5 protein-coding genes and 3 tRNA genes are annotated in these 6,705 nt (G+C 51.9%); 5 read left to right on the top strand and 3 right to left on the bottom strand.

Annotation, left to right across the window (positions count from 1 at the left end):
* Positions 1-29: 29 nt before the first annotated feature.
* Positions 30-119 (bottom strand) — tRNA-Ser (locus tag ACLJXE_RS02650).
* Between the two features lie 93 nt (positions 120-212).
* Between ACLJXE_RS02650 and mtfA the strand changes: the two genes are divergently transcribed.
* Together mtfA and ACLJXE_RS02640 are read left to right on the top strand one after the other, a co-directional pair.
* Positions 213-1,010, top strand: coding sequence for a DgsA anti-repressor MtfA (mtfA, locus tag ACLJXE_RS02645; RefSeq protein ID WP_121584795.1), 798 nt, complete (start codon positions 213-215; stop codon positions 1,008-1,010).
* 99 nt (positions 1,011-1,109) lie between these two features.
* Positions 1,110-1,185 (top strand) — tRNA-Asn (locus ACLJXE_RS02640).
* 42 nt (positions 1,186-1,227) lie between these two features.
* Here ACLJXE_RS02640 and cbl read toward each other — a convergent pair.
* Positions 1,228-2,178: an HTH-type transcriptional regulator Cbl gene (gene cbl, locus ACLJXE_RS02635; RefSeq protein ID WP_410750025.1), complete on the bottom strand. Its 951-nt coding sequence runs from the start codon at positions 2,176-2,178 to the stop codon at positions 1,228-1,230.
* Positions 2,179-2,279: 101 nt separating this feature from the next.
* Entirely contained in the window at positions 2,280-3,197 is a 918-nt protein-coding gene (nac, locus tag ACLJXE_RS02630) for a nitrogen assimilation transcriptional regulator NAC (RefSeq protein WP_005127781.1), read from the bottom strand.
* Between the two features lie 326 nt (positions 3,198-3,523).
* Here nac and ACLJXE_RS02625 point away from each other — a divergent pair.
* From ACLJXE_RS02625 to ACLJXE_RS02615, 3 genes are all read left to right on the top strand, one after another.
* A tRNA-Asn gene (locus tag ACLJXE_RS02625) sits at positions 3,524-3,599 on the top strand.
* A gap of 214 nt (positions 3,600-3,813) precedes the next feature.
* Positions 3,814-5,130 (top strand): shikimate transporter, encoded by a 1,317-nt coding sequence (shiA, locus tag ACLJXE_RS02620; protein WP_410750014.1) that lies wholly within the window; start codon positions 3,814-3,816, stop codon positions 5,128-5,130.
* Between the two features lie 118 nt (positions 5,131-5,248).
* Positions 5,249-6,703: an AMP nucleosidase gene (locus ACLJXE_RS02615; RefSeq protein WP_137345652.1), complete on the top strand. Its 1,455-nt coding sequence runs from the start codon at positions 5,249-5,251 to the stop codon at positions 6,701-6,703.
* The last annotated feature ends 2 nt before the right edge of the window (positions 6,704-6,705 follow it).

Raw genomic sequence — 6,705 nt, 5'->3', positions numbered from 1 at the left:
GTAGTGAAACGACATAAGTGCTTGAATAGTGGCGGAGAGAGGGGGATTTGAACCCCCGGTAGAGTTGCCCCTACTCCGGTTTTCGAGACCGGTCCATTCAGCCGCTCTGGCATCTCTCCGTTCTGGTGGTTGCCATGATGCCAGGTAATTTGGCATTTTAACAGACCCAGTTCCGTCAATTTCGTTCAAGTGACGAGTTTGCGAGCAAAACGATGATTAAGTGGCCCTGGAAAGAGCAAGAAACAGCCCGGAATGATGACTGGCCCTGGGATGACGCCCTGGCAATTCCTCTTCTGGTGAATCTTACTGAACAAGAACAAGCCAGGCTTATTGCCCTGGCCGAGCGTTTTTTACAGCAAAAAAGATTGGTTGCACTACAAGGATTTGAACTGGACGCACTGAAAAGTGCACGAATTGCTCTGCTTTTCTGTTTGCCTGTTCTGGAATTAGGCATCGAGTGGCTTGATGGTTTTCATGAAGTCCTCATTTACCCTGCCCCGTTTGTCGTGGATGACGAATGGGAAGATGATATTGGGCTGGTGCACAATCAACGGATTATTCAGTCAGGCCAAAGCTGGCAACAGGGTCCGGTGATCCTGAACTGGCTTGATATCCAGGATTCCTTCGATGCTTCCGGCTTTAATCTGATTATTCATGAAGTGGCACATAAACTTGATATGCGTAATGGCGATCGCGCCAGCGGCGTTCCGGCTATCCCGCTGAGGGAAATTGCGAACTGGGAGCACGATCTCCATGCCGCTATGAACAACATCCAGGATGAAATCGATCTGGTGGGTGAAACGGCCTGCAGTATAGATGCCTACGCAGCAACCGATCCTGCAGAATGCTTTGCGGTATTATCCGAGTATTTCTTCAGCGCCCCCGAGTTGTTTGCACCACGCTTTCCGGCATTGTGGCAACGTTTTTTCCAGTTCTATCGCCAGAACCCAATGCTTCGGTTGCGCGATAGCCAGGAAGAAGACCATTTTCGCTCATCAAATGTGCATTAATACTGAATTTGAAGATTAATTAACCAATTGATATGACGTATTAATTTTACTGTTGACACGTCATAGTGAGGTCAGTAATATGCGCCTCGTTCACACGATTCCTCTGTAGTTCAGTCGGTAGAACGGCGGACTGTTAATCCGTATGTCACTGGTTCGAGTCCAGTCAGAGGAGCCAAATTTAAGAAGCCTGCTCAGGAAACTAAGCAGGCTTTTTGCTTTATATCTGATAATCAATCATCACTTCATCAGGCTCCATTGCCTGGCGTTTAATCTCTTCCACCGATAAACCTGCGTTGCATAGCTCGATGAATCGCCAGACGTAATTACGTTGCAACTGACCGCGTTTGAGCCCCAGCCAAACGGTGTTTGCATCAAATAAATGCCGGGTATCAAGGCGGGTTAACGTCCCCTCCTCCTGCTCGCCACTGGATTGCTCCGCCACCAGCCCGATTCCCAGCCCCAGCGCGACATACGTTTTAATCACGTCCGAGTCCTGTGCACTGAGAATAATATCCGGCACCAACCCTTTACGCGCAAATGCCTCATCAATACGTGAGCGCCCCGTAATGCCCTGCCGATAGGTAATGAGCGGCCAGTGAGCAATAGACTCAAGCGTAAGCGGGGAAGCCTTAACTAATGGGTGATCCTGTGGAACGAGCAGGCTATGCTGCCAACGAAACCAGGGAAACGCCACCAACAACGGATCGCTACTGAGTCGTTCACTGGCAATACCAATGTCAGCGCCACCATTTTGCAGGAGAACGTCAATTTCTTGCGGTGTCCCCTGGATAAGCTCCAGGCGAACCTCCGGGAAGAGTTCACGAAATGCTTTGATCACCGCAGGCAGACTATAGCGTGCCTGCGTGTGCGTAGTCGCAATAGTCAGCACACCAGACGTGTCATTGGTAAACAGGTCCGCCAGTCGGCGAACATTGCTGGCTTCATTAAGAATACGCTCAGCGATCACCAGCAGTGCCTTCCCCGGTTCGGTCATGCCAAGTAAACGCTTACCACGGCGAATAAAAATTTCGATGCCAAGTTCATCTTCAAGTTCACGAATATGCCGACTTACCCCCGACTGCGAGGTATAAAGAATATTCGCGACTTCCGTCAGGTTGTAATCCTGACGGGCCGCCTCGCGGATTATTTTAAGTTGCTGGAAATTCACTTTTCGCTCCGGGTACATCAGACATAACGCTATTGTTAAAGTCTGACGCCCGGCATAACAAATAATAAAAACCAGCATCTTATTCCTGGCTGGAATAAGGTTTAACTCACCAGCTGTAGCTCACGATTTTCCAGAGCCGGACGGCTAACCAGTGACAACAGAATCTCTTTCACCGCCTGAGCCTGTGGTGTCAAACTGCCTCTGGCTGACATGTTAAGCGAGAGAGGCAGATTCATTGAGGGCGTTGTAATCCGCGCCATCCAGCCGTTCGCTGCATGACATAATGCCCGGGCTGCCGATTCAGGCAAAACTGTCACCCCCATACCGCTGGCAATCGCGGCCGTTAAGGTGGAGATAGAATCAATTTCACCTATTACTTTGGCCGTTAAACGGCGCAGTGAGAAGGCTTCGTCAACACGGAGGCGAACCGCACTGTAGTCCCGTGGCAGAAACAAATTCATCTGCGCGACTGCAGTTAAATCGACACTTGGCCCAGGACATTCACGCGTCCCCACCAGGAAAAGGTCCTCTTTGAGTAACGGTTGACTGGAAATACCAGCGATCGGCGAGCGCTCATAGAGCACCGCCATATCTAATTGACCACTGAGCAGTTTATCGTTCAGCACCGCCCCACTGTTTTCATGCAAATAGACCAGTACATCGGGCAGCTCTGCGCGAACGGTCTGTAATAACGGCATGGTAATTGATGATGCCGCAGTGCCAGGTGCCAGACCAATAGAAACGTGTCCACTCAGGGTCTGCCCTACATTATTGACCGCAAGCTGCGCCTGTTCACACTGACGTAATATCGTCCGGGCGTGCGTATACAACACTTTCCCTGCTTCTGTCGGCGTAACCCCACGTTTGGTGCGGATCAACAACTGTTGATCCAGTTCCCCCTCCAGCGTAGCAACCTGCTGGCTCAGCGCGGGTTGAGCGATATGCAATACTTCCGCGGCCTGGGTCAGGCTACCAATATCGACGATTTTTACGAAGTATTTCAGTCGTCTGAAGTTCATTTTGCCTCCTGTCGGAATACCAGAACCCATGCTGGCAGTCATGGAACTCAGGAGTGCAAGATACTTGCCAGTTTCATCTGCAGACGATTATTTAATGTTAAGCTCCCGTTAAGTAAGGGATGGCGCTGGAAAGTGATAGCTTTTACTGATTCCGCCTTTTTCCGGGCTGCCCCACAAGAGGTAGACACGCACCAGAATGGGGCAAATGTCTAAAAAGCATGAAAGATCGCCGCTTTGTTGAATTTGTCAGCAAACGAACACACAATTTCATTTACCCCTTTGACAACCCCCATCGCCCTCGCTAATATTCGCCTCGTTCACACGATTCCTCTGTAGTTCAGTCGGTAGAACGGCGGACTGTTAATCCGTATGTCACTGGTTCGAGTCCAGTCAGAGGAGCCAAATTTAAGAAGCCTGCTCAGGAAACTAAGCAGGCTTTTTGCTTATTAACGTCTTCAATCGTCTTATTTTTCATCTTGCCCTCTTGTAAGGGATAAAATCGTTTTATCTTCTCGTCTGTCGCGGTAGTCTCATTACAGTCGTTTATACCCCGACTGCAATGTGCGTAACCTAACTCCAATACTAATAATGAAAAAACAGTACAGACAGGATAACTATGGATTCCACCCTCACCTCCACGGGTCCCCAGCAGGACACCTCATCGCTTAACCGTGCCCGACGTGCCGCACTCGGCAGCTTCGCGGGTGCTGTGGTCGACTGGTATGATTTTCTGCTTTATGGCATCACCGCCGCGCTGGTATTCAACCGCGAGTTTTTTCCGCAGGTTAGCCCAGCGATGGGGACGCTCGCTGCCTTCGCCACCTTTGGTGTCGGGTTTCTGTTCCGCCCACTAGGCGGGATTATCTTCGGTCACTTTGGCGATCGCCTGGGCCGCAAACGTATGTTGATGCTTACCGTCTGGATGATGGGTATTGCAACTGCGCTGATTGGTATCATTCCCTCTTTCGACACCATCGGCTGGTGGGCACCTGTCCTGCTGGTGACGCTACGTGCCATTCAGGGTTTCGCCGTCGGCGGCGAGTGGGGTGGCGCGGCATTACTCTCTGTTGAAAGTGCCCCGAAAAATAAAAAAGCCTTCTACAGTAGCGGCGTTCAAGTAGGTTACGGCGTCGGGCTACTGCTCTCTACGGGGCTGGTCTCGTTGATTAGCTCGCAAACAACCGATGAGCAGTTCCTGAGCTGGGGCTGGCGTATTCCGTTCCTGTTCAGCATTGTGCTGGTTCTGGGCGCGTTGTGGATGCGCAACAGAATGGATGAATCGGCTGAATTCGAACAGCAAAAACAGGCCCCCCAACCGGTGAAAAAGCGACTACCGGTTATCGAGGCGCTCACCCGTCACCCAGGGGCATTTCTGAAAATTATCGCCCTGCGTCTGTGTGAGCTCCTGACGATGTACATTGTTACCGCGTTTGCTCTCAACTACTCCACGCAAAACCTGGGACTACCGCGCGAACTGTTTCTGAATATCGGGTTACTGGTTGGTGGGCTGAGTTGTTTGACCATCCCCTGCTTCGCCTGGCTTGCTGACCGCTTTGGTCGTCGGCGCGTCTACATTACCGGAGCACTGGTCGGTACACTCAGCGCCTTCCCGTTCTTCATGGCCCTGGAAGCGCAGTCCATCTTCTGGATAGTGTTCTTCGCGATTATGCTGGCCAACATTGCGCACGACATGGTGGTCTGCGTACAGCAGCCGATGTTTACCGGCCTGTTTGGCGCAAGCTATCGCTACAGTGGCGCGGGGGTGGGTTATCAGGTTGCCAGCGTTGTCGGCGGCGGTTTTACCCCGTTTATTGCCGCTGCATTAGTGACTTTCTCCGGTGGCGACTGGCACAGCGTTGCCATTTATCTGATGGCCGGATGCCTTATTTCGGCCGTCACCGCAATGTTGATGACAGATAAGCAACACGCGTAAATCTTTATGCGAAGGCTATCGGGTCTTCGCATAATCTTCCTCAACGTCTGACTTTTGTTTCACATTCCTGTGACATACTATCGGGAGAGCAGTACATCTGTGGAACAAGGAGACAGACATGAATAATAAGGGCTCCAGCCTGACCCCCGCTCAGGCACTGGATAAACTGGACGCGCTGTACGAACAGTCGGTGAAGGCTCTGCGTAGCGCCATTGGTAAGTATATTGAAACAGGGACGCTCCCTGACGACATCGCCCGCCAAAACGGTCTTTTTGTTTACCCATCGCTTTGTGTCACCTGGGACGGCAGTGCCACAAACCCACCGAAAACACGCGCATACGGACGTTTTACCCATGCAGGCTGCTACACCACGACCATCACCCGCCCGTCGCTTTTTCGTCCTTATCTTGAAGAACAACTGACGCTGCTGTATCAGGATTATGATGCGCATATTTCCGTCGAGCCATCACAGCATGAAATCCCCTATCCCTATGTGATTGACGGTTCTGAGTTAACGCTTGATCGTTCGATGAGTGCCGGACTAACGCGCCATTTCCCTACTACCGAACTCTCACAAATTGGTGACGAAACGGCAGATGGTACCTACCATCCGGCAGAGTTTTCTCCGCTGTCACACTTCGACGCCAGACGGGTAGATTTCTCTCTGGCGCGTCTGCGTCATTACACAGGTACACCGGTTGAGCATTTTCAACCCTTTGTGCTGTTCACCAACTACACCCGCTACGTGGATGAGTTCGTACGTTGGGGCTGCAGTCAGATCCTTGACCCGGACAGTCCCTATATTGCGCTGTCATGCGCAGGCGGGATCTGGATCACTGCAGAAACCGAAGCACCGGAAGAGGCCATCTCCGATCTGGCATGGAAAAAACACCAGATGCCTGCCTGGCATTTAATCACCACCGACGGTCAGGGGATCACGCTGGTGAATATCGGCGTCGGCCCCTCTAACGCCAAAACCATTTGCGATCATCTGGCCGTGCTGCGTCCGGACGTCTGGCTGATGATTGGACACTGTGGTGGCCTGCGCGAAAGTCAGGCTATTGGCGATTATGTTCTGGCTCATGCCTATCTGCGCGACGACCATGTACTGGATGCCGTGCTGCCGCCGGATATTCCGATTCCCAGCATCGCCGAAGTTCAGCGCGCACTGTATGACGCCACCAAAGAAGTCAGCGGCATGCCTGGTGAAGAAGTTAAACAGCGGCTGCGTACCGGCACCGTCGTCACCACTGACGATCGTAACTGGGAATTACGCTATTCCGCTTCTGCGCTGCGTTTTAACCTCAGTCGTGCCGTCGCTATTGATATGGAGAGTGCCACCATTGCAGCCCAGGGCTACCGCTTCCGCGTCCCTTATGGCACGTTACTGTGTGTTTCCGACAAACCACTGCATGGCGAGATCAAACTGCCAGGTCAGGCCAATCGTTTTTATGAAGGGGCCATTTCTGAACACCTGCAGATTGGCATCCGGGCTATCGATCGACTGCGTGCCGAAGGCGACCGGCTGCACTCCCGCAAATTGCGTACATTCAATGAACCGCCGTTCCGTTAAGG

The organism is Citrobacter sp. U14242 (genome assembly GCF_046555775.1).
Classification (GTDB): Bacteria; Pseudomonadota; Gammaproteobacteria; order Enterobacterales; family Enterobacteriaceae; genus Citrobacter.
Note: the sequence above shows the minus strand (reverse complement) of the source record. Positions and strands in the feature narration are given on the sequence as shown.

What these genes read in the sequence shown, in the direction of transcription:
- mtfA (WP_121584795.1), top strand. Translation starts at nt 213, where the DNA reads ATGATTAAGTGGCCCTGGAAAGAGCAAGAAACAGCCCGGAATGATGAC.
- nac (WP_005127781.1), bottom strand. Translation starts at nt 3,197, where the DNA reads ATGAACTTCAGACGACTGAAATACTTCGTAAAAATCGTCGATATTGGT.
- shiA (WP_410750014.1), top strand. Translation starts at nt 3,814, where the DNA reads ATGGATTCCACCCTCACCTCCACGGGTCCCCAGCAGGACACCTCATCG.
- ACLJXE_RS02615 (WP_137345652.1), top strand. Translation starts at nt 5,249, where the DNA reads ATGAATAATAAGGGCTCCAGCCTGACCCCCGCTCAGGCACTGGATAAA.